Here is a 25,848-nt window from a genome sequence, read left to right on the forward strand (position 1 = left end):
CTTTGAAGGTTTAAACGATGGATCAGTTACTCAATTGGCTTTGGGGTGGTCAAGGCGGTTATGGCTATGTCGTCTTGTTGTTAATCGCAGGCGTGTGCGCGTTAGCACTGATCTATTTGCACTTTCAGACGTCACTTAAGCAACTAGTAACGGATTCTCCCTATCCAGTCATAGTGGTGGACACTAGCCATGCTCAGCTCTTGCTATCTAACCAGGCTGCGATGCAGTTATTAGGCATTCGCTCTTTGGGAACGGGGTATTTGTATCCTGCTTTATTCGATATTCATGAGCTTGAGCAGTTTCTCGATCGCTTCTCTAGTAGTCATTTTCGTCAGCAGGCTTTTGACTGGCGACTATCTGATAGTGAATCTATTAAAGTGGAGCTGTCAGGCAGAAAGAGTTTATTGCGCAATCATCGAGTTTGGATTCTTTATGCTCAGCCATATCAAGCCACTCACCAAGAGCAGCAACAAGAACTTGCACAATTAATCATCGCACGTTCGGCATTAGACTCACTTTCAGAGCTGATTTGTACCCAAGACCGCCAAGGCAATCTGTTAACGACCAATCGAGCATTTGATCAATTCTGGCAAGGGCGAAGGGAAGAAGCTTGCGCATCCAAGACCTTGGGTGAGATGACCAGAAAAAGCGAACGTAAATGGACAACGGATCCACAAGGTCGAAGTTGCTTACTGGAAGTCAATCAAAACTCTCTTGTTTCGCCGAGTGGTGAGCTTATCGGTACGCTGTCTATTAGTCATGACGTGACTGAATGGCACAAGATGCAACAGAATCTGCGAGATGAAATGGAGCGTCGCAAAGATACAGAGGTGGCGCTAGCGCAAAGAGATACTATCTTACAAACGATTCTGGATGCCAGTCCGGACTCTATTGGTATTTTCAATGAGAACATGGTCTATCAAGCGTGTAATCAGCCTTTTGTTAAGGCGTTAGGAATTTCAAAAATTTCTGATTTGATAGGTAAGCGCCTCCAAGACGTGATTCCTAAAGAGATGTACGCGCGCTTAGCAGACAGTGACTTAGAAGCATTACGCCAGTTAGAGCCAGTTCGATACATAGATAAAGTCGTGAGTAGTGATGGTAAAAGTACGTGGTTTGATGTGGTGAAATCGCCTTTTAAAGATAAAGCATCAGGAACGAATGGTGTGCTGATCATGGCGCGTGATATTTCTGAGCGTTATCTTGCAGAACAAAAGTTGGAAAAAGCCAACCTAGAGTTAGAAAAATTGAGCTTTATGGATAGCTTAACTCAAGTATCGAACCGACGCCGTTTCGATGAACAACTGCAGGTATTGTGGTACCACCATGCTAGAGAAAAGCTGCCGCTCACCATCATGTTATGTGACATCGACTTTTTCAAAGATTACAACGACTGTTACGGTCACCAACAAGGTGATGAAGCGTTAGTCAGTGTTGCTACCGTGTTTACACAAGTCATCAATCGTTCTTCGGATTGTGTTGCGCGTTATGGTGGCGAGGAGTTTGGTTTTATCTTGCCGAATACCACCACGGAAGGTGCGCGCAACGTAGCACAGCGTATTCATGAGAAAATTCTACAGCTTGATATGGAACACGACAGTTCAGAAGCATCTGAACGCCTTACCGTCAGTATCGGTCTGGTCTCTTACATTCCTCAGCATGGTGATGAACCCGAAATGGGCATCGCTATGGCTGACAGTGCGTTATATCAAGCTAAAGCTGATGGACGTAATCGCACTTGTATTCACCCCAGTTCTTGCTAACGCTTTGTGACCGCTTGCTCTAAGTTGATAGCTGATTGTTTAAATCACCGTATTAAACACGTTAAACTTACACAAGCCTGTGCGCTCGTTGGTTTATCTTTTTATCTCGTATCACAAGAGCAGATCGCACCGTGTGTTTTTCACTAATCAAACAGACCTAAATTGCGTTAGGTCGAGTGCATTTACCTGTTTTTCATCATCGAATGGCGCTATCTAGCCACCACCATGGAGTAGTTAATGAAACCCATGAAAAATCTCGCCCAGTATTATGTCGACTTGCTAGTCAAACTGGGGATTGTTCGCTTCTCTATTTTGCTAGCCCTTGCGCTGGTGGCATTAGCTGTTGTGGTGCAGGTAGGGATTACTTTAGCTCTCAAAGGGCGAGTAGATGATATCGACATTGTCCGTTCGGTGTTTTTTGGTCTATTGATCACCCCTTGGGCGGTTTACTTCCTCTCTGTGGTTGTCGATCAACTAGAAGAGTCTCGCCAGCGTTTAACTAAGCTGGTGTCCAAACTGAAGGACATGCGTTCGCGAGATCAAGAGCTGAATTACCAACTTCAACAAAACATTGAAAAGCTTAACCAAGAAATTGAAGAGCGTATTAAAGCGGAAGAAGCACGTGAAGAGGCGATGCAAGACCTCGAAAATGAGGTGTTCCAACGCGAACGTACTCAATTAGAGTTGGCAGAACGTACCGCATTACTGCGTTCATTTATTGATGCCTCACCAGACTTAATTTACTACCGCAATGCGGATGGTGTTTTCTCTGGCTGTAACCGCGCGATGGAAGAGCTAACGGGCAAGAAAGAGCACCAGTTAGTCGGATTAAGCCCTTGGGATGTGTATAGCAAAGAAATCGCCGAGCATATCGTTGATACTGACCAAAAGGTTTTTGCCGATAATCAAGCAATTACTTACGAGCAATGGCTCGAATACCCAGATGGTCGCAAGCATTACTTTGAGCTGCGTAAAGTGCCATTTTACAGCAAAGATGGCCGCCACCTTGGTCTCGTTGGGTTCGGTCGTGATATCACTGAACGTAAGCGCCATGAAGAGTCGTTAGAGAAAGCAAGCCGCGACAAAACTACCTTCATCTCAACCATCAGTCATGAGCTGCGAACGCCGCTGAATGGCATTGTAGGCTTAAGTCGTATGCTTCTAGATAGTCCGTTGACAGAAGAGCAGCGTAAACACATGCAGACCATCAATGTGAGTGCGATTACTCTAGGTAACATCTTCAACGATATTATCGATATGGATAAATTTGATCGCCGTAAGTTAGAACTATTACCTGCGCCACTTAACTTCGAAGACTTCGTCGCAGAGATTGAGAGTATCTCAGCTCTGATGGCGGAACAAAAAGGGTTACGCTTTGACTTAGAACGTTTAAGCGACTTGCCAAAAGCAATTGAAGTGGATGCAACCCGTCTACGTCAGGTGATTTGGAACTTGGTCAGCAACGCAATGAAGTTCACCAAGGAAGGTGGCGTTGTGATGACAGTGAGCGCGGATGTCGAAGACGATTTTGCGACCATTATTATGGAAGTGGAAGACACAGGTATTGGTATCCCAGACGAAGAGCTAGATAAGATCTTTGCGATGTACTACCAAGTGAAATCAGGCAAGGACAACCTGCATGCGGTCGGTACAGGTATTGGTTTGGCGGTATCTAAGCAACTGATCAATATGATGGATGGTGACATTACGGTTACCAGTGAGGAAGGCTTTGGTAGCACTTTTACTGTATCGATCCACGTTCCGATTGTTGAACTAGCTGAGCCAGTCATTGATGCGAAACGCGACAATGTGCGCCTCAACATATTTATGGTCGAAGACATCGAGCTTAACGTAACTGTGGCTAAATCGTTACTAGAGAGCCTAGGGCACTCTGTCACCGTGGCAATGACGGGCCAAGAAGCGTTAGTGAACTTTGTGCCAGAAAAATACGACTTAGCGTTGTTGGATATCCAACTGCCTGATATGACGGGCTTTGATGTCGCCAATTATTACCGCAAGCATTATAACAATCTTCCTCCATTGGTCGCCTTAACTGCTAATGTAATGAAAGATCGTCGTGAATACTTAGATAACGGCATGGATGATGCGATCAGTAAGCCGCTGGCAGTGAATGCTATTCAGTCAGTGATTGATAAATTCTTCGCTCACCAGTTAGAACAACCTAAGGAAGTGGTGAGCGGTCCCGAAACAGTGGAAGAGCCAGTGCCTTCTCCTGTGATTGAGACACATTTGCTCGATATGGATATGTTAGAGTCTTACGTCGATATTGTTGGTGCAAAACCTGTCTACGACAGCATAAAAATGTTTGAAGATATGATGCCAGACTATATTGATGTCTTAGATTCGAACATGACAGCGAAAGATCAAGATGGGATTGTTTCTGAAGCGCATAAAATCAAAGGTGCTGCAGGTTCAATTGGCCTGAAACGTATCCAAAGTGTGGCGCAAAAAGCGCAATCGCCTGATATGCCAGCATGGTGGGAAAACATTTCAGACTGGGTTGAAGAGATCAAAAATGAATACCAAAACGATATTCAAGTCCTCAAAAGTTGGTTGGAACAAAGGAAATAACATGAAAAGAATCGCACCATTGGCATTAGCCATGGCATTGATGGCAGGCTGTAGTTCCGTTCCAAATGTGAATTGGCAACAAAACAGTCAGATTACGATTAATGAGGTTAATGTTGAGCTCAAAAGTAATTTATGGGTGAACCTCATGCCGAATATTGGGGACGTGGAAGAGCAAAGTATTCAAGGTGCACTTTACCTCGAAGGAGATCAGTTACTTCCTGCAAATCTAACGGCAGAAGCTCTTATTATTAAACAGGGGCAAAAAGAGTGGTTGGTGGACAGTGCGTCTTTAGATACTCGAACGCACAGTGAAAGCCGATGGGAGGTGGCGTTCTCGTCTCACATTGATGTGAACACAGAAAAATCGGTTGATATCGCAGTGCTTCTAGACGATGCGGGTAAACAGCGTTGGTTAGTCGAAAAGTACGTGAAGATTAACAAGGTTTATTAACCGCAATGATGTTGCATTAGTCGTTAAACCTAAAACAAAAAGGGCTTGCTCATTGAGCAAGCCCTTCGCATATTAGCGGTTAAATCTAGTCTTCTAGATCGCCACAGAAGCGGTAACCTTCGCCGTGGATAGTGGCGATGATTTCTGGCGTACCTGAAACAGACTCAAAGTGCTTACGGATACGACGAATCGTTACGTCTACAGTACGGTCGTGTGGCTTAAGTTCACGACCAGTCATCTTCTTAAGAAGATCGGCACGAGTTTGAATCTTACCCGGGTTCTCACAGAAGTGCAGTAGTGCGCGGAACTCAGAGCGAGGTAGCTTGTAGCTATCACCAGCAGGGCTTACTAGAGAGCGGCTGTTGATGTCTAGTACCCAACCGTTGAATTCATACTTTTCTACCGAGCGCTTCTCTTCTTGCACCGCGTTAGAGCTCATTGAGCGACTAAGTAGGTTACGTGCACGAATAGTTAGCTCACGTGGATTGAATGGTTTAGTGATGTAGTCATCTGCACCAATCTCAAGACCTAGGATCTTGTCTACTTCATTGTCACGGCCTGTCAGGAACATTAAAGCAATGTTCGCTTGCTCGCGTAGTTCACGCGCTAATAGAAGGCCATTCTTGCCTGGAAGATTAATGTCCATAATAACCAAGTTGACTGAGTTATCAGACAACACTTGGTGCATCTCTTCACCGTCACTGGCTTCAAAAACAGCGTATCCCTCTGCTTCAAAAATACTCTTAAGAGTGTTACGAGTTACTTGCTCATCTTCAACGATAAGAATCTGCGGGGTTTGCATTGGCGGTACCTAAATTTGTGACAAAATTGTGCTAATAGAATAAATTCTAGGCAAAAATATAACATACAGGTAATGTGATTTTGATAATAAATCAAGTTGATCAAAAAAACACTTCTTTCAGTTATCCGCCCTCCATGGAATTTTGCCAACTCACCAGTATCCAATGGCGACGTTTATTCTAAAGGGCTTGTTTACCTTTCATTTCCTGCTTTCAGTGGGGCCTGAAACGTAAACACCCTAAGATATTGAGCGGATTTTATATTGTTAACAGCATGCTAACAATGCTCAAATGTTAATTCCATTCAGTTTGTTGATTTATATCAATTGATGAAATGTAACTGTTATTAATCGTTTAAGACTTATGATAGAAAAAAGTAATACGAACATAGACGCATCGTTATGGAATGCTTATTCAGAATCTTTTTTCAGATTCGAAGCCGAGTGGCGTGTTTCAAACTATGCTGTGATAACCGCTTGGAACCCATACAGTAACTTGAGGTCCAAAGAAGAGAACAGCATAAACAATCACGCGTTAGAAAAACAGCTACAGCACGTTAATTACGCGCCTGTCACGGTAGGTGATAGCGCTTTTACATGGTATGAGGAAAGCTTTGCCGTCGAGTTGTCGCCAGAGGTAGCCGTTGAATTGGCGAATGACTTTCAACAAAACGCGATTTATTACGTCATTAATGACCAACTTTATCTTATTGCGTGCTCGCAGCCGAAAGTTTTGCATACGTTAGGCTCCATTAAGCCTCGGCTCGTATAAAAGGTATAGAAAAGGATACTGCTCACTGAAGCAACGCTTGGGTGAGAAAATTCACGGAGGAAATATGAGAGACATTACACCCGATATTTGTGACCAATTTGAAGACCAAGTGAGCTTGCTTACTTTACCATTGCAGAACTTTGGTCAACGTAGCGCTTTTTACGGTGAAATCGTTACGGTGCGCTGCTATCACGATAACTCGAAAGTGCGTGAAGTACTGGGCGAAGATGGAACGGGTAAAGTATTGATTGTTGACGGACATGGATCGTGTCAGAGAGCATTACTCGGCGATCAATTAGCGATACTCGGAATAGAAAATGGGTGGGAAGGCATCATTGTCTATGGTGCAATACGCGATGTAGCACAAATATCTCAAATGGACATTGGCGTTCAAGCTCTTGGCACCAACCCGTTTAAAACAGAGAAACGCGGGATAGGAGAGGTAAACGTAACCTTAACGATGCAAAACCAAATCGTTCAACCTAAGCACTACGTTTACGCGGACTGGAACGGTGTATTGATTTCTAAGCAAAAGCTGGACTTCTAAAAACGAAAGCCTAAACCAACCTCAAAGCCTTGTTGCCAATCTTGGTAATCAAGAGTCGCGTGAAGATCCAGTTTATCGGTAATTTTTACGCGACTTGAGACTTCAGCCGCGAGGCTACTGTCGTCTTGGCGAATACCTTCCACTGTTTCGTTCTTGTAAGAGCGAACTGTACTTTTCAGCGTGACACGATCATTAAAGTGATAGCTGATCCCGCTCAAAAAACCACTTTGATTTTGGGTAGGAGAGTTATTGACTCGCGCACCGACATAAACGTCTACCGAATCAAAAAGCTCGTAAGCGTAACCCGTATCGATATTCCAAACATCAAAACTGTCAGACTGATAACTGTCGCTGGAAATGAATAGCTTATGAGGAGAAGGGGATGTTTTACCTGGAAGCGGCGGAAGTTCGTTTGCTAGACAAACACCAGGCACAAAAAACAGCAACAGAAAAAGCCCTCTTTTCATGTTCACCACTCCTTGTGTCAACTTTTTTATTAGTATGCGCCCAAAGCTTCTCACTATTAAAGCATAGAATATGAAAGCTAGCTCACCTATTTTCTAAATAATTCGATCCTATGAACATAAGTCACAGTTAAGTTGTTGTTATGTGTCACAACCCTCTCGAATTATTTGATCGTACGTTTTATGGCAAAGATTAGACTAGTTATTAGATAAAAAACCGAACTGGTGATGATAGTTAAGTCCTTTACAAAAACTAACTGTAGATTTCCAAATGATCAATAATGTGTAATTAACTATAAATATCAATGACATTGCTTAGCAGAAATCTCTGAAAGATGGAAAAACAAACAATTTTTTGTTGACTATGTATCAGAAACTCGGTAAACGTAGAGTTAAGCAAACACAATTAACGTTGAATATTTATTTATGCCATCTAACAGCCTAGTAGTAATGACCACGACCATTATTATTACCGACACGACACATGTTGGGGCAGGCTGCTGAGCGAAAGAAATTCACAAAAAAGGCCTGTATCCAACAAGATACAGGCCTTTTTTTATGCTTTTTTATCCAGAATTTAGACAAATTTAAGAAGATATACCGGAGGAAGGGATGCGAGTATTGAAGTTTGGCGGATCATCACTAGCTGATGCAGATCGCTTTTTGAGAGCGGCAGACATTATTGCCAATAACGCTCAACAAGAAGAAGTAGCGGTTGTTCTTTCCGCTCCTGGTAAAACAACAAACAAATTGGTTGCGGTCATTGAAGGCGCATTGCGCAATGGTGAAGCAGAACTACAAATCAAAGAGTTGGAGGAGTCGTTTAAAACGCTCTTCACTCAAATCCAAGCAGTACTACCCAATATCGATGGTTCAGCTTTCGATAACCAAGTGAAAACTTCTCTCTCTCAATTACGCCAGTTCGTTCATGGCATCAACCTTCTTGGCATGTGCCCAAATAACGTCAATGCACGCATCATCAGCAAAGGCGAACGCGTTTCAATTCAATTGATGAAGGCAGTGCTTGAAGCGAAAGGCCAACCTGCGCATCTTATCGACCCAGTCGAGTATCTATACGCAAAAGGCGATCACCTAGAAGCCATGGTCGATGTTGAAGTTTCGACTCAGAACTTCCGCCAGAATCCTCTTCCTCAGGGCCATGTGAACATCATGCCTGGTTTTACTGCCGGTAACGAGAAAGGTGAACTAGTTACACTAGGTCGTAATGGTTCAGACTACTCAGCGGCGGTTCTTGCGGCGTGTCTGCGCGCAGATTGCTGTGAGATCTGGACAGACGTAGATGGTGTGTACAACTGTGACCCTCGCTTAGTCGAAGATGCTCGCCTACTTAAATCTCTTAGCTATCAAGAAGCGATGGAGCTTTCTTACTTCGGTGCTTCCGTTCTGCACCCGAAAACCATCGCCCCAATCGCACAATTCCATATCCCATGTCTGATCAAAAACAGCTTTAACCCACAAGGTGCAGGAACTCTGATTGGGCAAGACACTGGTGAAGACAATCTGGCGATCAAAGGTATCACGACGCTAAACGACCTAACCATGGTTAACGTCTCCGGCCCAGGTATGAAGGGTATGGTTGGCATGGCAAGCCGCGTATTTGGCGCAATGTCTTCCGCTGGTGTGTCTATTGTTCTTATTACTCAGTCTTCTTCTGAGTACAGCATTAGCTTCTGTATTGAGGCAGAAGATAAAGCAAAAGCGCAACAAGTACTGGCCGATGCGTTTGAGTTGGAACTGAAAGATAGCTTATTAGAGCCGGTCGAGTTTATTGATAATGTTTCAATCATAACGTTGGTTGGTGACGGCATGCGTACATCGCGCGGTGTTGCATCTCGCTTCTTCTCATCTCTTGCTGAAGTGAACGTAAACATTGTAGCCATCGCACAGGGCTCATCTGAGCGTGCTATCTCAGCCGTGATTCCTGAAGATAAAATCTCTGAAGCAATCAAAGCGTGTCACGAAAACCTCTTCAACTCTAAGCACTTCCTAGACGTCTTCGTGGTTGGTATTGGTGGCGTTGGTGGTGAGCTGGTGGATCAGATCGAGCGTCAACAGGCGAAGCTTGCGGAAAAAGGCATCGTTATTCGCGTGTGTGGCTTGGCAAACAGCAAAGGTCTTTTACTTGATAGTGAAGGTCTGCCACTCGAGCATTGGCGTGATCGTATGTCGGCAGCGACAGAAGAGTTCAGCCTAGCGCGTTTGATTTCTTTGGTTCAACGTAACCACATCATCAACCCAGTATTGGTTGACTGTACATCAAGTGAAGATATCGCGAACCAATACGCTGACTTCCTAGCAGCTGGTTTCCATGTCGTTACACCAAATAAAAAAGCAAACACAGCAAGCATGGCTTACTACCATCAGCTTCGCGATGTTGCGCGCAGCTCTCGTCGCAAGCTGATGTACGAAACAACTGTGGGGGCGGGTCTACCGGTAATCGAAAACCTGCAAAACCTAATCTCAGCGGGTGATGAGCTAGAGCGCTTTAGCGGTATTCTTTCTGGCTCTCTATCATACATCTTCGGTAAGTTAGATGAAGGTATGAGCCTAAGTGAAGCTACTAATATCGCAAAAGAAAATGGTTTTACTGAACCGGATCCTCGTGATGATCTTTCTGGTATGGATGTCGCGCGTAAGCTTCTGATCCTAGCTCGTGAAGCAGGCATGTATCTAGAACTAGAAGACGTTGTGGTTGATCAAGCACTGCCACCAGGTTTTGATGATTCTGGTAGCGTTGATGAATTTATGGCGCGTTTACCTGAAGCAGACGCTTACTTTAAAGAATTATCTGCAAAGGCAGCGGAAGAAGGCAAAGTACTGCGCTACGTTGGTGAGATTAATGAGGGCAAGTGCACAGTAAGCATCGCAGCGGTGGATGAAAACGATCCAATGTATAAAATCAAGGACGGTGAAAACGCACTGGCATTTTACAGCCGTTACTATCAGCCAATCCCACTAGTGTTACGTGGCTATGGTGCAGGCACCGAAGTAACGGCTGCAGGTGTATTTTCTGACGTGATGCGTACTTTAGGTTGGAAACTAGGGGTATAACAATAATGAGTTCAAGTGATATGGATGTAGTGGTTTATGCCCCAGCATCAATTGGTAATGTAAGCGTTGGCTTTGATGTGCTGGGGGCTGCCGTGTCTCCAGTGGATGGCACACTATTGGGTGACCGTGTATTGGTGAAATCTGGGGCTGATCCGTTCAGCCTTAAAACGGCGGGTGATTTTGTTGAGAAATTGCCAACTGAACCAAAAGAGAACATCGTTTACGACTGTTGGCTCGTGTTTGCTCGTGAGTTAGACAAAAAAGGCGTTGAGCTAAAACCACTTGAGATGACGCTAGAAAAGAACATGCCAATTGGCTCTGGTTTAGGCTCAAGTGCATGTTCTATCGTCGCTGCATTAGATGCATTGAACCGATTCCATGGACAGCCACTTAACGAGACAGAATTATTGGCGCTGATGGGAGAGATGGAAGGCAAGATCTCTGGTGGTATTCACTACGACAACGTTGCGCCATGTTACCTTGGTGGTGTGCAACTGATGCTTGAAGAGTTGGGTATCATCAGTCAAGAAGTGCCTTGCTTTGATGATTGGTACTGGGTGATGGCGTATCCGGGTATCAAGGTATCAACGGCGGAAGCGCGTGAGATCCTTCCATCTCAATACCGCCGACAAGATATCATTGCTCATGGTCGCCACCTTGCGGGCTTTATTCATGCGTGTCATTCTGGTCAGCCAGAACTTGCTGCAAAAATGATCAAAGACGTGATCGCAGAACCGTATCGTGAGAAACTGCTTCCAGGTTTTGCGAATGCACGTCAATACGCAGCGTCTGCGGGTGCATTGGCAACCGGTATTTCTGGCAGTGGTCCGACACTGTTCAGTATTTGCAAAGAGAAAGATGTCGCTGAGCGAGTTGCTCGCTGGTTAGAACAAAACTACGTACAAAACGAAGAAGGATTCGTCCACGTTTGTCGTCTAGATAAGCAGGGTTCGAAAGTAACAGGAAGTGAGCTATGAAGCTTTACAATATAAAAGAAAATGATGAACAAGTTTCCTTTGGCCAAGCCGTTCGCCAAGGGTTAGGTCGCAATCAAGGTCTATTTTTCCCATCTGAATTACCAAAATTTGAAGATATCGATGCGCTACTAGCAGAAGACTTTGTCTCTCGTAGCACTAAGATTCTATCGGCGTTAATTGGAGATGAACTTGCAGAAGAGCAGGTGAATGCTCTTGTTGATGCTGCATTTCAATTCCCTGCGCCTATCAACCAAGTAAAAGACGGTGTTTACGCACTAGAGCTGTTCCATGGTCCAACGCTTGCATTTAAAGACTTTGGTGGTCGCTTTATGGCGCAATCTCTTGCTGCGGTTTCGGACGGCGGCAAGATCACCATTTTGACGGCAACTTCTGGCGATACTGGCGCAGCCGTTGCGCATGCTTTCTACGGTATGGAAGACATCAACGTTGTGATTCTTTACCCGAAAGGCAAGATCAGCCCACTGCAAGAGAAGCTATTCTGTACGCTTGGTAAGAACATCCATACTGTCGCGATCGATGGAGACTTCGATGCGTGTCAGGCACTGGTTAAGCAAGCTTTTGATGATTCTGCACTGCGTGAAGAGATCGGTCTGAACTCTGCAAACTCAATCAACATCAGCCGTTTGATGGCGCAAATCTGTTACTACTTTGAAGCAGCTGCGCAAATGAGCAAGCAAGAGCGTGAAAACCTTGTTGTGTCTGTACCAAGTGGTAACTTTGGTAACCTAACTGCTGGTCTACTGGCAAAAGCGCTGGGCTTGCCTATCAAACGCTTTATCGCGGCAACTAATGCCAATGACACGGTTCCTCGCTACCTAGAAACAGGTAAGTGGGAGCCAAAACCAACAGTCGCAACAACATCGAACGCGATGGACGTGAGCCAACCAAACAACTGGCCTCGTATTGAAGAGCTGTGCCGCGTGAAAGAGTGGGGCTTGGAGACGTTAGGTAAAGGCGCAGTATCTGATGAGCAAAGCGCACAGTCAGTGAAAGATTTACATGCTCTAGGCTACCTATGCGAACCGCATGGTGCGATTGCTTACCGAGTGCTTGAAGAACAATTGCAAGACGGTGAAACCGGTCTATTCCTATGTACTGCTCACCCTGCGAAGTTCAAAGAAGTCGTGGATGATATTCTAGAATCCGATATCGAGCTTCCTGCGCCACTAGCGAAGCACGCTGCGATGGAGCTGCTATCGGAAGAGCTCGACGCAGACTTTGACGCATTGAAACAAGTACTGCGCCGCGTGCAGTAAGCTTCAAAGTATAGTAAGTATCAAAAACAGAAATAACGAGAGGTGAATGAGTAATCATTCACCTTTTTTATTGTCGGTAAGTTTTGACTCTCTTTATGATTGAGAAACGAACTTAACTAAATGAGATGGAAAGAGAAGCATGCATTTTTTGATTTTTCTTGGCTCAGTAAGAGACAGCACGCCACCACGACCAGCCCGTTTAGGAATGCGAGTCAGTAAAGCGTGTGAAAAACTCATCGCGAGTCAACATTCGCAACATACGGTCGAAATCATCGACCCTTTGAATTACGACTTTGGCGATGTGTTTAAGCCCGAGTTTGCTTATCACCGCTCTAAAGTTCCGCAGCACCTAAGTGAGCTGGCAGACAAAATCAAACAGGCCGATGGGTATGTGATGGTTAGCCCGGAATATAACCATTCGATGAGTCCTGCTTTGGCGAACATGCTTAACCATTTCGGCAGTTCGCTGTTTTCTTACAAGCCGAGTGCTATCGTGACCTATTCTGCCGGACAATGGGGTGGTGTTAGAGCTGCCGTTTCTATGCGTACCTTCTTATCTGAACTTGGATGTCTACCTGTCTCTGCGATGATCCACATTCCGAAAGCGCAAGAAGTGTTTGATGAACAGGGCGTTGCTGAGGATGAGTCGGAGCAGACGCAGTGGGACAACTATATGAATCGCACTATGCATCAATTGATTTGGTGGGCAGAAGGGGCGTCACTGCAAAGAGATAGGCTTGATCCAACCTCTTTAGCGCAAGCGTTTCAGAAAGATCCTTCGCAAAGAAATGCACCTTAGAGGCGAGTTGCTTTCCATTATAGAAAGGGTTTAGAAGGATTCTGAAACAAAAAAGCTTGGTCATTGCTGACCAAGCTTTTTAAATTCTAGCGAGCTAGTTTACTGAGAGATTATAGAGTCTCAGTAAAAGTACGAGCGATTACATCACGTTGTTGCTCTGGAGTTAGCGAGTTAAAACGTACTGCGTAACCAGAAACACGAATAGTTAGTTGTGGGTATTTCTCTGGGTGTGCAACTGCATCTTCTAGTGTTTCGCGTTTAAGCACGTTCACGTTTAGGTGTTGGCCGCCTTCGATACGAGGAGCAGTTTCGATTGCAACTTCACGGCTTTCGTATTCACCTAGGTCGCTGATTGCGATAACTTGGTCTGCTTCGTAGCCAGCAGTTGCAGCAACACAACGAGCTTCATTTTTTTCGCTATCTAATAGCCAGATAGAGTTTAGTAGGTCGTCGTTTGCCGCTTTTGTAATTTGGATACCTTGGATCATCACTATCTCCTAGACCACTTACGTGGTGATTATTGGTGTTAATTTTCGAATTTTCGTTGAGCTGAGTATTATATAGCTAATATCCACTATTTTAATATTGATTTAAGTCAAAAAACAACCAAAAACATTATTTTTATTAAGGTAATTTTATTGAGTTAAATCAATAAAACCTTTGAAAACAAACTAATTACAATTTATTTGATAATATAAAAAATATTTAATAACTAGTTTTGTTGTAAATTTACTACAAGTTGAGATTAAAGTTTAAACTGGCTAACGCAACTATCTGTATTTAGGTAGCAATACTGAAAGTCTAAAGTGATTAAATGACAAACATGAAAAACAAGCTTGGGAATAAACTCATTGGTGCACATGTCTCTGCTGCTGGTGGGGTCGATCAAGCTCCGTTGAGAGCTCGTGAAATTGGCGCGAATGCATTCGCACTATTTACAAAAAACCAACGCCAGTGGGTGGCGAAGCCTTTAGAAGCAAAAACCATCAGTGCGTTTAAAGCGAACTGTAAAATGCTGGGTTTCGGAGCAGAACATATTCTTCCCCATGATTCTTATCTGATTAACTTGGGTGCGCCGGAAGAAGAAAAGCTGAATAAATCCCGCGCGGCATTTATTGATGAAATGGAGCGTTGTAATCAGTTAGGGCTGACTTTGCTTAACTTCCACCCGGGTAGTCACCTAAAGAAAGTCTCTGAACAGGAGTGCCTCGCAACGATCGCCGAGTCGATCAATCTTGCGCATAAAGCGGTGCCGAATGTGATCGCTGTTATCGAGAATACGGCAGGTCAAGGTACTAACTTAGGCTGGAAGTTTGAGCACCTTGCTGAAATCATCGAGCAAGTGGAAGATAAAGATCGTGTCGGCGTTTGTATTGATACCTGCCATACCTTTACGGCTGGTTATGACTTACGTACAAAAGAAGATTGCGAGCGCACCTTTGCAGAGTTCGACCGTATCGTAGGTATGCACTATTTAAGAGCAATGCATCTAAATGATTCAAAAGTAGAGTTTGCCAGCAAAGTAGATCGCCACCATTCTCTTGGTAAAGGAGAGATCGGGTGGGATTGCTTTGAGTACATCGCGAAAGACCCTCGTTTTGATGGTATCCCTCTGATTTTAGAAACAATTGATCCAGATATTTGGCAGCAAGAGATCAACACGTTGCGTCAATTCCATTTAGCGGCCATTGACAGTTAATGGCGTAACCACAAAGTTGGCACCTTTCTTTCTTAGTCATTGAACATCAATCTCTGAATTAGCAAAGAAGGATGCCAACATGTCTCGACCACTCTCTTTTACTCCTTATGCTTACACTCGTCGCGTGCTTCGCTTACCGATGCCTAATCGTCACATTACCGGACAGGGGCATTTTCGAACGCCACAGAAGCATTAGTCTTTTATTACTTGTCTCAAGTTCGTGGTAAGTTTTTGTTTGTTTGAGTTTCGCTCGTTAGAATAGAAGCAAAATTTAGGACAGGAACTTTCCATGAATCAGTCACCCACTTGGCACGATGTGATCGGCGAAGAGAAAAAGCAGAGCTACTTTGTAGACACCTTGAATTTTGTTGAAGCCGAACGCGCCGCAGGCAAAGCTATTTTTCCTCCCGCAAAAGATGTCTTTAACGCGTTTCGTTTTACCGAGTTCAAAGACGTTAAGGTCGTGATTCTAGGACAAGACCCATACCACGGCCCAAATCAGGCGCATGGCCTGTGTTTCTCTGTACTTCCTGGCATTAAAACGCCACCGTCACTGGTTAATATGTATAAAGAGCTGGCGCAAGATATTGAAGGTTTCCAAATCCCTCAGCATGGTTTTTTGCAAAGCTGGGCTGAACAAGGCGTATTGTTACTCAATACGGTATTAACGGTGGAGCAAGGTAAAGCGCATTCACATTCAAAGACAGGTTGGGAAACGTTTACTGATCGAGTGATTGAAGCCATTAATCAGCATCAAGAAGGTGTAGTGTTCTTGCTGTGGGGTTCACATGCACAGAAGAAAGGTCGTTTTATCGATCGCAATAAGCACCATGTGTTAGCTGCCCCACACCCATCGCCACTTTCTGCACATCGAGGCTTTTTCGGTTGTAAGCATTTCTCTCAAGCAAACCAGTTGCTTACATCACAAGAAAAAGCACCAATTAACTGGCATTTGCCATTAACGGTATAAATGAAGAGACAGCGATCATGGATGGTATGATCGCTGTTTTTTTGAGCACGCTCGAGGCTGATAGTAAATTTCTCATGTACACTTACTAAAAGTAGGTGTTAAGGAGAGACGCTATGATGATCGAAAGAATTCGACGCGAACATGGTTATATGGTTCGTCTGTTGGCGATACTGCGCCATAAGCTTAATGAGATAAAAAAAGAACGTGTAATCAACTATGCGTTAGTAAGCGAAATTGTTGATTACCTCTCTAATCATTCGGAGAAAGTACACCACCCGAAAGAAGATATCCTCTATCACCACTTTCTTGAACACTATGGTAAGCAACAAACCATGGAAAATTTAGAGAAAGAACATCTAGAGTTAGCGAGTAAAACCAGAGAGTTTTCATCCGTGATAGAGATGATCCTTCAGGATGCTGTTGTGCCACAAGACATGTTTGTCGCTCACCTAGAAGATTTCATAGAATCGCAAAGGCACCACTTGGAGCTAGAAGAGCGAAAAATTTTGCCTCTCATTGAAGAGTTGTTTACCACAGAAGATTGGCAGCATGTCGAGAGCTTATGGAGCGTCAGTGAGGATGACCCTGTGTTTGGTGACACGATTGCTGATCGTTATAAGCAGTTGGCCGAACGTGTTCGTCAAAGTGATACTGAATATGTTTAAGACTGAATGATGAAACCTGAGCGAGCGAAAGCCGTCTCTCGGGTTTGTGAGATACATTTCTTATTTCTTGGGAATCAACCGAAAATTTAGTGTGCATATTTCTCGGCAAAAAGTACGGAAGATTCTCATTGAGTAATAATGGTATTCATACTTAAACCTTGGTACATAAACTCACGGTGTTTACGGTCACTGTAAACAAAAAACAAAAGGCACCTGTAAGGTGCCTTTTGTTTGAATTAGAGTTTAATGTCTTCCAAGTTATAATCGGTACAGACATCAAGTTCGCGCAGCTCTTTAAGCAAATTGCGTCTGTCGTTCATCTCTTCTATTTCACGCCACTTTCGCTTTACTGGTTTGGCACGAGATTTGGTTGTTGAGGTAGTATCCAGATTAAAAATGTCATCTAGTTGAAAGCCTTCCATAAGCCACCTTTACCTTTCTTAAGCTAAACTGTTGTAACCAGTCCTTGTGGAGTTTTTTAAGTACCACAATAGCCGTGAGAATAACCATGATATATTTCGCATTTGTGTCGGTAGCATGACATTTTCGTGCAAAAATATTCTCAAAATCACACTTTTTATTGCAACGATGTGGATAAAAAATGCACAAACGATCTCAAGAAAACGATTAAATAGAGAGATTTTCTATGTTAATTCGATTTGATGAATGGGTGCACTGCGCAAAGGTTAAAGTTGCATAAAATCAGTTTGATGAAATAGTGTTCAATTAGATGGTAAGTCACTAGCGTAAATTTATGTAACACCTTGTGAATACTAGCTTGTTCTTGTTTATACGGTTTGCCATTCCATTTAATGAAGAATAATTATTTATGTTGGTGTTTGGTAATTGAAATGTTGCGCAGTTTGAGTGTTAAGTCTTCTATTTATGTTATTTTTTGGTGACTTTATAGTGAAAAATAACAATGTTATTCTTATTGTTGCATATTGATTTTTGCGCTCCTAGGTTGCATTATCCGCCCGTCAAAAAATACGCTGGTACGTAAAATGGATGCATGAAGCGACGTTTACGATTCTAGATTGCCCATAAACATTACTTAAAAAGCTAAGCACACTTTGACACTTAGCAGGCAATTTGGTGGATGGCTAGGACGCATAGACTGGCGCAACTCACTTTGAGGTACACATGACAGACTTAATCAATTTGATGAACGATCTCCTCTGGGGCTCGATTCTGGTTTATCTTCTTGTTGGTGTTGGTATTTACTTCACCGTTCGATTAGGGTTCATTCAGTTCCGCCATTTCGGCCACATGTTCTCTGTTCTTAAGAACAGCCGTAAAGCAGACAAAGCTGGTATTTCCTCTTTCCAAGCGCTTTGTACTAGTCTTGCTGCACGTGTTGGTACAGGTAACATGGCGGGCGTTGCAGTGGCATTGACTGCGGGTGGTCCTGGTGCGATCTTCTGGATGTGGCTGATTGCAATGCTTGGTATGGCAACATCGTTTGCTGAGAGCACACTGGCGCAGCTATACAAAACCAAAGATGATGATGGCAACTACCGTGGTGGCCCTGCCTACTACATGGAAAAAGGCTTGGGCATGCGTTGGATGGGCGTGTTGTTCTCAGTTTTCCTAATCATCGCTTTTGGTTTGGTATTCAACGCCGTACAAGCTAACTCAATTGCCAATGCAATGAGCAACGCATTTGGTTGGAATAACCTGTATGTCGGTATTGCCGTTGTTCTACTGTCTGCAATTGTTATTTTCGGTGGCATCAAGCGTATCGCAAGAGTTGCTGAGATGATCGTTCCGATCATGGCACTACTTTATCTAGCCCTAGCGCTGTTCATCATGTTCTCTAACCTAGAGAAATTACCTGATGTATTGATGCTTATCTTTAAGAGTGCATTTGGTCTGCAAGAAGCAGCAGCAGGTGGTCTTGGCTACGCAATTGCACAGGCAATGATTAACGGTATCAAGCGCGGTCTATTCTCGAATGAAGCAGGTATGGGTTCTGCACCTAACGCGGCGGCTTCAGCAACACCTTACCCACCACACCCAGCGTCTCAAGGTTACGTACAGATGCTAGGCGTGTTCATGGATACGATCGTTATCTGTTCTGCAACAGTGGCTATCATCCTGATGTCTGGTGAGTATGTCGGTCAAGCAACGGAAGTGACGGGTATCGAGCTAACTCAGCGTGCATTGAGCTCACAAGTTGGCGATTGGGGCGGCATCTTTGTTGCTGTGGCAATCTTCTTCTTTGCGTTTACTTCAATCATTGCAAACTACTCGTATGCTGAAACGAACTTAATCTTCCTAGAGCACAATCATAAAGCGGGCTTAAGCATTTTCCGCGTTATTGTCCTTGGTATGGTGATGTTTGGTGCACTAGCTTCGTTGCCAGTCGTATGGTCGCTTGCTGACGTCTCTATGGGTCTGATGGCTATAGTCAACTTGGTGGCGATCATCTTGCTATCTGGCATCGTGATTAAACTGGCAAAAGATTACAACCGCCAGCTTGGTGAAGGCAAAGTGCCAACATTTGATGCGAATGACTTCCCAGAGCTGAAATCTCAGCTTGAAGAAGGCATTTGGTACAACGATAAAAAAGACTAAGTGAGCTATCACTCATAGTTGAAAGCTATTAGTACGATGTAAAAAGCCATGCAGACAATGCATGGCTTTTTTTGTACCCTATTAAAAACAAAATTAGAGAAGGGAAAGTCATGCTTATCGTAGTTTCTCCAGCGAAGACTCTTGATTACGAGTCTCCGTTAGCGACAGAAAAATTTACTCAACCTGAGTTGGTCGAATACTCAAAAGAGCTTATCGATGTTTGCCGCAAACTGACTCCTGCTGATGTTGCCTCTTTAATGAAAGTGAGCGACAAGATTGCCGATTTAAATGTGGGCCGATTCCAAGAATGGAGTGAAACGTTTACTACGGAAAACTCACGACAAGCCATTCTTGCATTTAAAGGTGACGTTTACACAGGTCTAGACGCCGAAAGTTTATCTGAAGCGGACTTCGAATATGCTCAAGATCATCTGCGTATGCTATCGGGTCTTTATGGTTTACTAAAACCACTTGATTTGATGCAGCCATACCGTCTTGAAATGGGTACCAAGCTTGCAAACGACAAGGGTACGAACTTGTACCAGTTTTGGGGCAATGTAATTACGGACAAGCTTAACGAAGCGATTTCTGCTCAAGGTGATAATATCCTTATCAACCTTGCATCAAATGAATACTTTAAAGCGGTTAAGCCAAAGAATTTAGATGCGCAAGTGATCACGCCAGTATTCAAAGATTGTAAGAATGGTCAATACAAGGTCATCAGTTTTTACGCGAAGAAAGCGCGCGGTATGATGGCGCGTTACATCATTGAAAACCGTGTTGAGAGCGTGGCAGACCTGACTAAGTTTGATACGGCGGGTTACTACTTTGTGGAAGATGAATCGACGCCAACAGAGTTAGTATTTAAACGTGAAGAGCAAAAATAAAGCTGATTGAGACGTAATCGACGTTAATCTCTATCAGCACAAACGAAAAAGGGTTGGCATTGCCAACCCTTTGTTATTTTCTAGCTTGAGCTACTTGGCTCCAACAAGATTACTTCTTCTTAGCGGTTTTCTTTTTCGCTACTTTTTTCTTGTCGTCTTTTTTCTTTTTCTTCTTAAACACAGGCTTTTTGTGTTTAGGACGCATCTCTTTCACGAAACGCTCTTTGATGTCTTCTTTCACGTAGCGCGCAACGCGATCCATCATTGGTTGGTCGTGTGCTTCTACGATTGAGATAGCGTTACCTTTCTTACCTGCGCGAGCCGTACGGCCGATACGGTGAAGGTAAACATCAGCCGTGCGCGGCATGTCGTAGTTGATAACGTGTGATACATCCGGAAGATCGATACCACGCGCAGCAACGTCCGTCGCTAGCAGCACGTTCACAGTACCATCGCGGAAGCGAGAAATCGCATTGTTACGACGATCTTGCGGCATTTCACCTTGAATCCAAGAACATGGAATCTGTGCACTTTCAAGCTGCGCTCGTAGCTCAGCCAAACGCTCACGAGTCTTTAAAAAGACGATAGTGCGCTCAGCTTGCTGAGTAATAATGTGTTTTAGTAATTCCAGTTTGTGTTCAGCATCATCAGCTCGGTGATACCACTGAGCAATTTTCTTACGCTCACGCAGCGGTGATTTTGCATCAATCTCTGCTGGGTCATTCAACAGATCAGCGGTAAAGCCTTCTACGCCTTTCCCTTCTAACGTTGCTGAGAACAGAAGGGTTTGCTTACGCCAGCGACATTCGTTAGATAGGCGATCGACAGTAGGAGCAAAACCCATATCTAGCATACGGTCTGCTTCATCAAGGATTAACCATTCGATTGCACGACAATCAAAACGTTCTGCATCAATGTATTCTTTTAAACGGCCAGGTGTCGCAACCACAATGTCTTGTGTTGTTGCAAGGATGTCGGCGTGCTCTTGGTACTGAACACCACCAGTGATGGTGAAAATGTTGAGTTTGGTATTTTTTGCCAAAGCACGTGCTTGATCGGCAATTTGCATCGCCAGTTCGCGAGTAGGCGTTAGGATCAAAATACGCGCAGGCCCAGGCTTACGACGAGGGAAGTCTTGCAAGTATTGCAATGCTGGCAGGACGAAGGCGGCCGTTTTACCAGTTCCTGTTGGCGCTGACGCTAGAATGTCACGACCGTCCAACGCTTGTGGAATCGCTTCTGCCTGAATTTTTGTTGGGCGTTCGTAACCCATCTCTTCAATGGCTTCAAGTAGGTTTTGGTCTAGATCAAGTTCAGCAAAGGTTCTGATCACAATGAGTTCTCCACAAGCAAAGCTTGGTTAATGGTTCGCCACAACAGCATAGAATACAAAAAGGTCGCACATTATAAAGTGATTGGTGATAAGGATCACATGTTATTTCACATCTTAAGATAAAACTCGCGAGTTAACTGGATGAAATCATCACTATAGCCGTCATTTGAACGGATAATTAAATGTGACGTTTGCGAATCGCAAGGTCGTTTTGATAGTTCAAATAACAGTCGGTGTACTGGTTTCTTTTCTGATGGTTGCACACGACAGATCCGCAATAGATACCAACCTTGGTTTAATGCTAGCTCAATGAACTGCTCGCCTTCGGTGATTGGCAACACAAAACTAGCCCTCCCTTCGTCATCAAGCAAATGATAGCAACGCTGTAGCAATGTGTTATGGCCTAGCGTATCAGTGTGCCTCGCGGTTGCACGTTGACTGTGTTTCGATTGTTCGCCGCTGTTGAAGTAGGGCGGATTACAAATGATGCGTTGAAATGGATGTGTCGGCGTAAAGTGCAGTATGTCGGTGTGATGCACACTTACACGATCTGACCAAGGAGACTGGGCCATATTTTTTTGCGCGGCAGTAACGGCTGTTAATTCGATATCGACCGCGGTTATTTGAGCTTCTGTAAAGCGTTGAGCACACATCAGGGCAAGCAGGCCAGTGCCAGTGCCAATATCGAGAATTTTAGCGTCGTTAGGGCTTTGAATCCAAGCACCAAGCATTACCCCATCTGTGCTGACTGGCATACCACTCTCGCCGCCCTCAATACAAAATTGCTTAAAATTGAAGCCTTTAGTTTTCAGTTTTTTGTTCTTCATGATTGTTTTATATTTGCTCAATAATTAAGTGGATTGCTCTATTGTTTATTAATTGTATAGATTGTTGTTTTGTTGGTTATTAAATTGTATTGTTAATTGATCGAGATAAAGAACTGGTCTGTTATTTGGATCTGGTTATATCCACTGCTTTTAAGTTTGAAAACTAAATTAATATGGTGTTTTTTTCTTAAAGGTTGCCAAATGATGAGTCTTTCGTCATTATGCGGCGAAAATTTTATAGATTGAACCACGTGTACTTATTGACTTTAGGTATACAAAAAGTGGTCTAAGCATACACAACATTCATTAATTAAAAGACAAGGGTTATCTGTGAAGCAGACGTTAAAACTAACAGATATTATCGCAGTAGGCTTTATGCTATTTGCGTTCTTTTTAGGTGCGGGCAATATTATCTTTCCACCTCTAGCGGGTCAGTTAGCGGGTGAAAACTTAATGCCAGCTATGTTTGGTTTCTTGCTAACAGCGGTAGGTCTACCTCTTATTACTATCGTTGCTATTGCTGTTGCTGGTGGTTCTTGGGATCACTTGACGCAAGATCTTCCGAAAAAAGCGGCAGTTCTTATGGCTGCACTGATTTTCATCATCATTGGTCCTGCGTTTGCAGCGCCTCGTACTGGCCTAGTGGCTTACGAGATGGCGGTGAAACCTTTCTTCCTTGAGGCGTCACAAACGCATCTGACAGCGTTCTCAGTGATCTTCTTTATCGCAGCGATGATGTTCTCATGGTTCCAAGGCCGTTTGATCGATCTTATCGGTAAAGTACTGACACCAGCATTGTTTGTTGGTTTGATCATTCTTGCTGTCGCTGTCTTCCTTGATCCTCAGGGCGATATGATTGGCGCGCACGGTGAATACCTAACGCAGCCTCTGACCAAAGGCTTCTTAGAAGGCTACAACACAATGGATACGTTCGCGTCATTGATGTTTGGTATGCTGATGGTTGATGCACTGCGCGGCAAAGGCATTACTGAGCGCTCTGCAACTACTAAATATCTGATCTATGCAGGTTGTATTGCTGCTGCTGGTCTTGCGTTTGTTTACATCTCACTATTTTACTTAGGTGCGACGAGTGCAACGGTTGCTGCTGGTGCTGATAATGGTGGCCTAGTGCTTAGCCAATACGTTCAAGCGTTGTTTGGTCCATACGGTCAAATCGTTCTGTCTGTCATCGTATTGCTAGCGTGTCTGACAACCGCGATTGGCTTGATTTCTGCGTGTTCAGATTTCTTCAGCTCGAAAACACCACTGTCATACAAGCAATGGGTACTGATTAATGGTTCTGTTTGTGCATTGGTTGCAAACGTTGGTCTTGCGCAGCTGATTTCTCTGTCAGTGCCAGTATTGTTTGCGCTGTACCCTGTGGCGATTGCGTTGGTTGCACTAACATTTGTGCGCAGCAAACTGCCGAATCCACGCTTTGCTTACCGTGCAGTACTGCTTGTATCTCTGCTGTTTGCGTTGGTTGATGCGGCAAAAGTATCGGGTATTGATGTTTCTGCGTTTAACATGTTGCCACTATTCGAAGTCGGCATGGGTTGGGTGCTTCCAACATTTGCGGCTATCGTGTGCATGTTCTTCATCGCGAAACCTCGCCCAGAGCTAGCACAAGAAACCGCGTAATCACTTCGCGTTATCAAGATAATAAAAAGCCCGATGAATTACTTCATCGGGCTTTTTACTTTTTAATGATGACGTGTTTGCGCTATTAAAGCGTGTCGTGGAATTCCACAAGAACTTGTTCACACCATTTTTCGATGCGTTCATCACTCAGTTCGTACTGTGAGTCTTCATCTAACGCAAGTCCAACAAACTTGCTGCCATCTTCGATCAATGCTTTCGATGCTTCAAATTCGTAGCCTTCATTTGGCCAGTAACCGATAAAGGTTGCGCCTGTGGCTTGCAATTCATCGTGAAGTAAGCCCATCGCATCTAAATACCACTCTCCGTAACCTTCTTGGTCACCCAGACCAAACAGCGCTACAACTTTGCCTTTCAGTGGCGTGGTCGCGATGTCTTGCCAAATCGCGTTCCAATCTTCTTGAATTTCACCAAAATCCCAAGTTGAGATGCCAAGGAGTAATAAGTCGTAGTCCGCCATTAGTGATAACGGTGTCTCTTTCACATTGTGAATGTCGACAAGGTCTTCACCAATAAGCGTACGAATTTTCTCTGCTGCCATTTCGGTGTAGCAGGTCGTTGAGCCGTAAAAGAGTCCGATTTTCATTATATTCGTCGTTATTTGTGTTGCTGTTGTGGAAGATTCTAACCATAAATTGAGGAAGATTGCAGCGAATATCCTATGTGGGATGATTTTTTATGGTATTGGATTGGCAGGTGCTTTAATCTAAATACTGTAAATATAAACAGATAAGGAAGCATTCATGACGGCACAACAGCCTGTCAATCAACAAGATTTTTCGCTTGTTGAGCAATTCTTAGATGCGATGTGGATGGAGCGTGGTCTATCAGAGAACACGTTGGCTTCCTACCGAAACGATTTAATGAAGCTGCTCGTGTGGATGGAAAAACATCGATACCGTCTTGATTTTATCAGTTTGTCTGGCTTGCAAGAATATCAAAGCCACCTTGTAGACTTAGATTACAAACAGACGTCCCGTGCGCGTATGTTGTCGGCTATTCGTCGTTTATTTCAATACCTGCATCGTGAGAAGGTGCGCGCTGATGACCCGAGTGCGCTCTTGGTTAGCCCTAAACTGCCACAACGTTTACCCAAAGATATTAGTGAAGAGCAAGTGGACGCGTTGCTCGAAGCGCCAGACCCGAATGACCCTATAGAATTGCGCGATAAAGCGATGCTAGAGCTACTCTACGCGACAGGGTTGCGTGTGACAGAGCTCGTCAGTTTGACCATGGAAAATGTTAGCTTGCGCCAAGGGGTGGTGCGCGTGACTGGTAAAGGTGGTAAAGAACGCCTGGTTCCTATGGGGGAAAACGCGGTCGATTGGATCGAGACGTTCATTCAACAAGGGCGCCCTGCGTTACTTGGTGATACATCATCTGATATTGTTTTTCCTAGTAAACGCGCAAGACAGATGACTCGTCAGACGTTTTGGCACCGTATTAAATACTATGCTTTGATAGCAGGGATTGATACTGATCAGCTGTCGCCGCACGTACTGCGTCATGCCTTTGCCACGCATTTATTGAACTATGGCGCAGATCTCAGGGTCGTACAGATGCTTTTAGGACATAGTGACTTATCGACCACGCAAATTTATACTCACGTGGCGACTGAACGATTGAAGCAGATCCACAGTCAACACCACCCAAGAGCATAACAATGGTTAGATTCATCCATGTCTTCTTGGAAAAACGATTTTACATTAAGGTGAATT

At 44.1% G+C, this 25,848-nt stretch carries 24 protein-coding genes and 1 other annotated feature; of the genes, 17 read left to right on the top strand and 7 right to left on the bottom strand.

The features are described from left to right. Positions 1 to 17: 17 nt before the first annotated feature. The 3 genes from R7P64_RS18960 to R7P64_RS18970 all read left to right on the top strand — a co-directional run bounded on the left by R7P64_RS18960 (position 18) and on the right by R7P64_RS18970 (position 4,806). Complete coding sequence (locus R7P64_RS18960) at positions 18 to 1,763, top strand: GGDEF domain-containing protein (protein WP_017633632.1); 1,746 nt, start codon at positions 18 to 20, stop codon at positions 1,761 to 1,763. A gap of 237 nt (positions 1,764 to 2,000) precedes the next feature. Next, positions 2,001 to 4,355, top strand: a complete 2,355-nt coding sequence (gene arcB, locus R7P64_RS18965) for an aerobic respiration two-component sensor histidine kinase ArcB (protein WP_005381826.1) — start codon at positions 2,001 to 2,003, stop codon at positions 4,353 to 4,355. Between the two features lies 1 nt (position 4,356). Then, entirely contained in the window at positions 4,357 to 4,806 is a 450-nt protein-coding gene (locus R7P64_RS18970; protein ID WP_005381825.1) for a hypothetical protein, read from the top strand. Between the two features lie 85 nt (positions 4,807 to 4,891). Here the strand turns inward: R7P64_RS18970 and arcA are convergent, their stop codons facing one another. Next, positions 4,892 to 5,608 (bottom strand): two-component system response regulator ArcA, encoded by a 717-nt coding sequence (gene arcA, locus R7P64_RS18975; RefSeq protein WP_005381824.1) that lies wholly within the window; start codon positions 5,606 to 5,608, stop codon positions 4,892 to 4,894. 361 nt (positions 5,609 to 5,969) lie between these two features. Here arcA and R7P64_RS18980 point away from each other — a divergent pair, with 361 nt between their 5' ends. Next, the gene (locus R7P64_RS18980) at positions 5,970 to 6,377 is read left to right on the top strand and encodes a DUF3293 domain-containing protein (RefSeq protein ID WP_151514429.1); all 408 of its coding nucleotides are present in this window, start codon (positions 5,970 to 5,972) and stop codon (positions 6,375 to 6,377) included. A 64-nt stretch (positions 6,378 to 6,441) separates the two neighbouring features. Then, complete coding sequence (locus tag R7P64_RS18985; RefSeq protein ID WP_005381822.1) at positions 6,442 to 6,924, top strand: putative 4-hydroxy-4-methyl-2-oxoglutarate aldolase; 483 nt, start codon at positions 6,442 to 6,444, stop codon at positions 6,922 to 6,924. On the opposite strand, the gene R7P64_RS18990 is transcribed toward R7P64_RS18985, so the two are convergent. Beyond that, the gene (locus tag R7P64_RS18990; RefSeq protein ID WP_017633634.1) at positions 6,921 to 7,391 is read right to left on the bottom strand and encodes a hypothetical protein; all 471 of its coding nucleotides are present in this window, start codon (positions 7,389 to 7,391) and stop codon (positions 6,921 to 6,923) included. The genes R7P64_RS18985 and R7P64_RS18990 overlap by 4 nt on opposite strands. A gap of 423 nt (positions 7,392 to 7,814) precedes the next feature. Between R7P64_RS18990 and thrL the strand changes: the two genes are divergently transcribed. From thrL to R7P64_RS19015, 5 genes are all read left to right on the top strand, one after another. Further along, the gene (gene thrL, locus R7P64_RS18995) at positions 7,815 to 7,892 is read left to right on the top strand and encodes a thr operon leader peptide (protein WP_074192076.1); all 78 of its coding nucleotides are present in this window, start codon (positions 7,815 to 7,817) and stop codon (positions 7,890 to 7,892) included. Then, positions 7,828 to 7,947, top strand: a sequence feature (Thr leader region). It overlaps the preceding gene by 65 nt. Positions 7,948 to 8,000: 53 nt before the next feature. Beyond that, positions 8,001 to 10,460, top strand: a complete 2,460-nt coding sequence (thrA, locus tag R7P64_RS19000) for a bifunctional aspartate kinase/homoserine dehydrogenase I (RefSeq protein ID WP_318118472.1) — start codon at positions 8,001 to 8,003, stop codon at positions 10,458 to 10,460. A gap of 20 nt (positions 10,461 to 10,480) precedes the next feature. Then, a complete protein-coding gene (gene thrB / locus R7P64_RS19005; protein WP_017635074.1) occupies positions 10,481 to 11,437 on the top strand; it encodes a homoserine kinase in 957 nt (318 codons plus the stop codon). After that, positions 11,434 to 12,714, top strand: a complete 1,281-nt coding sequence (gene thrC, locus R7P64_RS19010) for a threonine synthase (RefSeq protein ID WP_054576670.1) — start codon at positions 11,434 to 11,436, stop codon at positions 12,712 to 12,714. The genes thrB and thrC overlap by 4 nt, the downstream gene beginning before the upstream one ends. A 139-nt stretch (positions 12,715 to 12,853) precedes the next feature. After that, positions 12,854 to 13,513: an NADPH-dependent FMN reductase gene (locus R7P64_RS19015; protein ID WP_213972913.1), complete on the top strand. Its 660-nt coding sequence runs from the start codon at positions 12,854 to 12,856 to the stop codon at positions 13,511 to 13,513. Between the two features lie 110 nt (positions 13,514 to 13,623). Here R7P64_RS19015 and grcA read toward each other — a convergent pair whose 3' ends face one another. Further along, positions 13,624 to 14,001 (bottom strand): autonomous glycyl radical cofactor GrcA, encoded by a 378-nt coding sequence (grcA, locus tag R7P64_RS19020; RefSeq protein WP_005381814.1) that lies wholly within the window; start codon positions 13,999 to 14,001, stop codon positions 13,624 to 13,626. Between the two features lie 326 nt (positions 14,002 to 14,327). Between grcA and nfo the strand changes: the two genes are divergently transcribed. The 3 genes from nfo to R7P64_RS19035 all read left to right on the top strand — a co-directional run bounded on the left by nfo (position 14,328) and on the right by R7P64_RS19035 (position 16,847). Next, positions 14,328 to 15,212 (top strand): deoxyribonuclease IV, encoded by an 885-nt coding sequence (nfo, locus tag R7P64_RS19025; protein ID WP_017821508.1) that lies wholly within the window; start codon positions 14,328 to 14,330, stop codon positions 15,210 to 15,212. 289 nt (positions 15,213 to 15,501) lie between these two features. Beyond that, positions 15,502 to 16,182 (top strand): uracil-DNA glycosylase, encoded by a 681-nt coding sequence (gene ung / locus R7P64_RS19030; RefSeq protein ID WP_005382846.1) that lies wholly within the window; start codon positions 15,502 to 15,504, stop codon positions 16,180 to 16,182. A 113-nt stretch (positions 16,183 to 16,295) separates the two neighbouring features. After that, positions 16,296 to 16,847, top strand: coding sequence for a hemerythrin domain-containing protein (locus tag R7P64_RS19035; RefSeq protein ID WP_005381807.1), 552 nt, complete (start codon positions 16,296 to 16,298; stop codon positions 16,845 to 16,847). Between the two features lie 236 nt (positions 16,848 to 17,083). Here the strand turns inward: R7P64_RS19035 and R7P64_RS19040 are convergent, their stop codons facing one another. After that, complete coding sequence (locus tag R7P64_RS19040) at positions 17,084 to 17,269, bottom strand: DUF3545 family protein (protein ID WP_005381805.1); 186 nt, start codon at positions 17,267 to 17,269, stop codon at positions 17,084 to 17,086. 721 nt (positions 17,270 to 17,990) lie between these two features. On the opposite strand from R7P64_RS19040, the gene R7P64_RS19045 reads away from it, so the two are divergent. Together R7P64_RS19045 and yaaA are read left to right on the top strand one after the other, a co-directional pair. After that, positions 17,991 to 19,424, top strand: coding sequence for an alanine/glycine:cation symporter family protein (locus R7P64_RS19045; RefSeq protein WP_005381800.1), 1,434 nt, complete (start codon positions 17,991 to 17,993; stop codon positions 19,422 to 19,424). Positions 19,425 to 19,534: 110 nt separating this feature from the next. After that, positions 19,535 to 20,311, top strand: coding sequence for a peroxide stress protein YaaA (gene yaaA, locus R7P64_RS19050; RefSeq protein ID WP_318098444.1), 777 nt, complete (start codon positions 19,535 to 19,537; stop codon positions 20,309 to 20,311). A 109-nt stretch (positions 20,312 to 20,420) separates the two neighbouring features. Here yaaA and srmB read toward each other — a convergent pair whose 3' ends face one another. Continuing rightward, a complete protein-coding gene (srmB, locus tag R7P64_RS19055; RefSeq protein ID WP_005381797.1) occupies positions 20,421 to 21,644 on the bottom strand; it encodes an ATP-dependent RNA helicase SrmB in 1,224 nt (407 codons plus the stop codon). A 107-nt stretch (positions 21,645 to 21,751) separates the two neighbouring features. Next, a complete protein-coding gene (locus tag R7P64_RS19060) occupies positions 21,752 to 22,471 on the bottom strand; it encodes a tRNA1(Val) (adenine(37)-N6)-methyltransferase (protein WP_318123826.1) in 720 nt (239 codons plus the stop codon). A 330-nt stretch (positions 22,472 to 22,801) separates the two neighbouring features. Here R7P64_RS19060 and brnQ point away from each other — a divergent pair, with 330 nt between their 5' ends. Continuing rightward, positions 22,802 to 24,112, top strand: coding sequence for a branched-chain amino acid transport system II carrier protein (gene brnQ, locus R7P64_RS19065; protein WP_005381792.1), 1,311 nt, complete (start codon positions 22,802 to 22,804; stop codon positions 24,110 to 24,112). Between the two features lie 85 nt (positions 24,113 to 24,197). Here the strand turns inward: brnQ and fldB are convergent, their stop codons facing one another. Further along, positions 24,198 to 24,716 (bottom strand): flavodoxin FldB, encoded by a 519-nt coding sequence (gene fldB, locus R7P64_RS19070; RefSeq protein WP_005381790.1) that lies wholly within the window; start codon positions 24,714 to 24,716, stop codon positions 24,198 to 24,200. Positions 24,717 to 24,873: 157 nt separating this feature from the next. Here fldB and xerD point away from each other — a divergent pair, with 157 nt between their 5' ends. Further along, positions 24,874 to 25,791, top strand: a complete 918-nt coding sequence (gene xerD, locus R7P64_RS19075) for a site-specific tyrosine recombinase XerD (RefSeq protein ID WP_005381788.1) — start codon at positions 24,874 to 24,876, stop codon at positions 25,789 to 25,791. The last annotated feature ends 57 nt before the right edge of the window (positions 25,792 to 25,848 follow it).

This window comes from Vibrio sp. 2304 (genome assembly GCF_033339475.1).
In the GTDB taxonomy this organism is placed as follows: domain Bacteria; phylum Pseudomonadota; class Gammaproteobacteria; order Enterobacterales; family Vibrionaceae; genus Vibrio; species Vibrio alginolyticus.

What these genes read in the sequence shown, in the direction of transcription:
- R7P64_RS18960 (WP_017633632.1), top strand. Translation starts at nt 18, where the DNA reads ATGGATCAGTTACTCAATTGGCTTTGGGGTGGTCAAGGCGGTTATGGC.
- arcB (WP_005381826.1), top strand. Translation starts at nt 2,001, where the DNA reads ATGAAACCCATGAAAAATCTCGCCCAGTATTATGTCGACTTGCTAGTC.
- R7P64_RS18970 (WP_005381825.1), top strand. Translation starts at nt 4,357, where the DNA reads ATGAAAAGAATCGCACCATTGGCATTAGCCATGGCATTGATGGCAGGC.
- arcA (WP_005381824.1), bottom strand. Translation starts at nt 5,608, where the DNA reads ATGCAAACCCCGCAGATTCTTATCGTTGAAGATGAGCAAGTAACTCGT.
- R7P64_RS18980 (WP_151514429.1), top strand. Translation starts at nt 5,970, where the DNA reads ATGATAGAAAAAAGTAATACGAACATAGACGCATCGTTATGGAATGCT.
- R7P64_RS18985 (WP_005381822.1), top strand. Translation starts at nt 6,442, where the DNA reads ATGAGAGACATTACACCCGATATTTGTGACCAATTTGAAGACCAAGTG.
- R7P64_RS18990 (WP_017633634.1), bottom strand. Translation starts at nt 7,391, where the DNA reads ATGAAAAGAGGGCTTTTTCTGTTGCTGTTTTTTGTGCCTGGTGTTTGT.
- thrL (WP_074192076.1), top strand. Translation starts at nt 7,815, where the DNA reads ATGCCATCTAACAGCCTAGTAGTAATGACCACGACCATTATTATTACC.
- thrA (WP_318118472.1), top strand. Translation starts at nt 8,001, where the DNA reads ATGCGAGTATTGAAGTTTGGCGGATCATCACTAGCTGATGCAGATCGC.
- thrB (WP_017635074.1), top strand. Translation starts at nt 10,481, where the DNA reads ATGGATGTAGTGGTTTATGCCCCAGCATCAATTGGTAATGTAAGCGTT.
- thrC (WP_054576670.1), top strand. Translation starts at nt 11,434, where the DNA reads ATGAAGCTTTACAATATAAAAGAAAATGATGAACAAGTTTCCTTTGGC.
- R7P64_RS19015 (WP_213972913.1), top strand. Translation starts at nt 12,854, where the DNA reads ATGCATTTTTTGATTTTTCTTGGCTCAGTAAGAGACAGCACGCCACCA.
- grcA (WP_005381814.1), bottom strand. Translation starts at nt 14,001, where the DNA reads ATGATCCAAGGTATCCAAATTACAAAAGCGGCAAACGACGACCTACTA.
- nfo (WP_017821508.1), top strand. Translation starts at nt 14,328, where the DNA reads ATGACAAACATGAAAAACAAGCTTGGGAATAAACTCATTGGTGCACAT.
- ung (WP_005382846.1), top strand. Translation starts at nt 15,502, where the DNA reads ATGAATCAGTCACCCACTTGGCACGATGTGATCGGCGAAGAGAAAAAG.
- R7P64_RS19035 (WP_005381807.1), top strand. Translation starts at nt 16,296, where the DNA reads ATGATGATCGAAAGAATTCGACGCGAACATGGTTATATGGTTCGTCTG.
- R7P64_RS19040 (WP_005381805.1), bottom strand. Translation starts at nt 17,269, where the DNA reads ATGGAAGGCTTTCAACTAGATGACATTTTTAATCTGGATACTACCTCA.
- R7P64_RS19045 (WP_005381800.1), top strand. Translation starts at nt 17,991, where the DNA reads ATGACAGACTTAATCAATTTGATGAACGATCTCCTCTGGGGCTCGATT.
- yaaA (WP_318098444.1), top strand. Translation starts at nt 19,535, where the DNA reads ATGCTTATCGTAGTTTCTCCAGCGAAGACTCTTGATTACGAGTCTCCG.
- R7P64_RS19060 (WP_318123826.1), bottom strand. Translation starts at nt 22,471, where the DNA reads ATGAAGAACAAAAAACTGAAAACTAAAGGCTTCAATTTTAAGCAATTT.
- fldB (WP_005381790.1), bottom strand. Translation starts at nt 24,716, where the DNA reads ATGAAAATCGGACTCTTTTACGGCTCAACGACCTGCTACACCGAAATG.
- xerD (WP_005381788.1), top strand. Translation starts at nt 24,874, where the DNA reads ATGACGGCACAACAGCCTGTCAATCAACAAGATTTTTCGCTTGTTGAG.